This is a genomic window from Lonsdalea iberica (genome assembly GCF_002111585.1).
Lineage (GTDB): Bacteria > Pseudomonadota > Gammaproteobacteria > Enterobacterales > Enterobacteriaceae > Lonsdalea > Lonsdalea iberica.
The window spans coordinates 1-1,100 of record NZ_LUTP01000115.1 but is presented as its reverse complement, the minus strand read 5'-3'; the positions used below and the strand labels follow the sequence as shown (position 1 = coordinate 1,100).

2 rRNA genes are annotated in these 1,100 nt (G+C 53.9%); both read left to right on the top strand.

Annotated elements, in window-relative coordinates:
* Positions 1-875: ribosomal RNA gene (locus tag AU511_RS16950) — 23S ribosomal RNA — on the top strand; the annotation flags it as partial.
* Positions 876-979: 104 nt separating this feature from the next.
* Positions 980-1,095: ribosomal RNA gene (rrf, locus tag AU511_RS16945) — 5S ribosomal RNA — on the top strand.
* The last annotated feature ends 5 nt before the right edge of the window (positions 1,096-1,100 follow it).

Sequence of the window (1,100 nt, the reverse complement as noted above, 5' to 3'; positions counted from 1 at the left end):
AAGATGCAGTGTACCCGCGGCAAGACGGAAAGACCCCGTGAACCTTTACTATAGCTTGACACTGAACCTTGAGCCTTGATGTGTAGGATAGGTGGGAGGCTTTGAAGTGTGGACGCCAGTCTGCATGGAGCCAACCTTGAAATACCACCCTTTAATGTTTGATGTTCTAACGTGGGCCCCTAATCGGGGTTGCGGACAGTGTCTGGTGGGTAGTTTGACTGGGGCGGTCTCCTCCCAAAGAGTAACGGAGGAGCACGAAGGTTAGCTAATCCTGGTCGGACATCAGGAGGTTAGTGCAAAGGCATAAGCTAGCTTGACTGCGAGAGTGACGGCTCGAGCAGGTGCGAAAGCAGGTCTTAGTGATCCGGTGGTTCTGAATGGAAGGGCCATCGCTCAACGGATAAAAGGTACTCCGGGGATAACAGGCTGATACCGCCCAAGAGTTCATATCGACGGCGGTGTTTGGCACCTCGATGTCGGCTCATCACATCCTGGGGCTGAAGTAGGTCCCAAGGGTACGGCTGTTCGCCGTTTAAAGTGGTACGCGAGCTGGGTTTAGAACGTCGTGAGACAGTTCGGTCCCTATCTGCCGTGGGCGTTGGAAGATTGAGGGGGGTTGCTCCTAGTACGAGAGGACCGGAGTGAACGCACCACTGGTGTTCGGGTTGTCATGCCAATGGCATTGCCCGGTAGCTAAGTGCGGAAGAGATAACCGCTGAAAGCATCTAAGCGGGAAACTTGCCCCGAGATGAGTCTTCCCTGGGACTTCGAGTCCCCTGAAGGGCCGTTGAAGACGACGACGTAGATAGGCTGGATGTGTAAGCGTAGCGATACGTTGAGCTAACCAGTACTAATGACCCGAGAGGCTTAACCTTACAACACCGAAGGTGTTTTTAGAGAGACGGATTCAGCTTGTTCATAGATTGGTTCTGGTGGTTACACGGAATAGGGTGTAACGGCTGGAATGAAACAGAATTTGCCTGGCGGCGATAGCGCGGTGGTCCCACCTGACCCCATGCCGAACTCAGCAGTGAAACGCCGTAGCGCCGATGGTAGTGTGGGGTCTCCCCATGTGAGAGTAGGGAACTGCCAGGCATTAA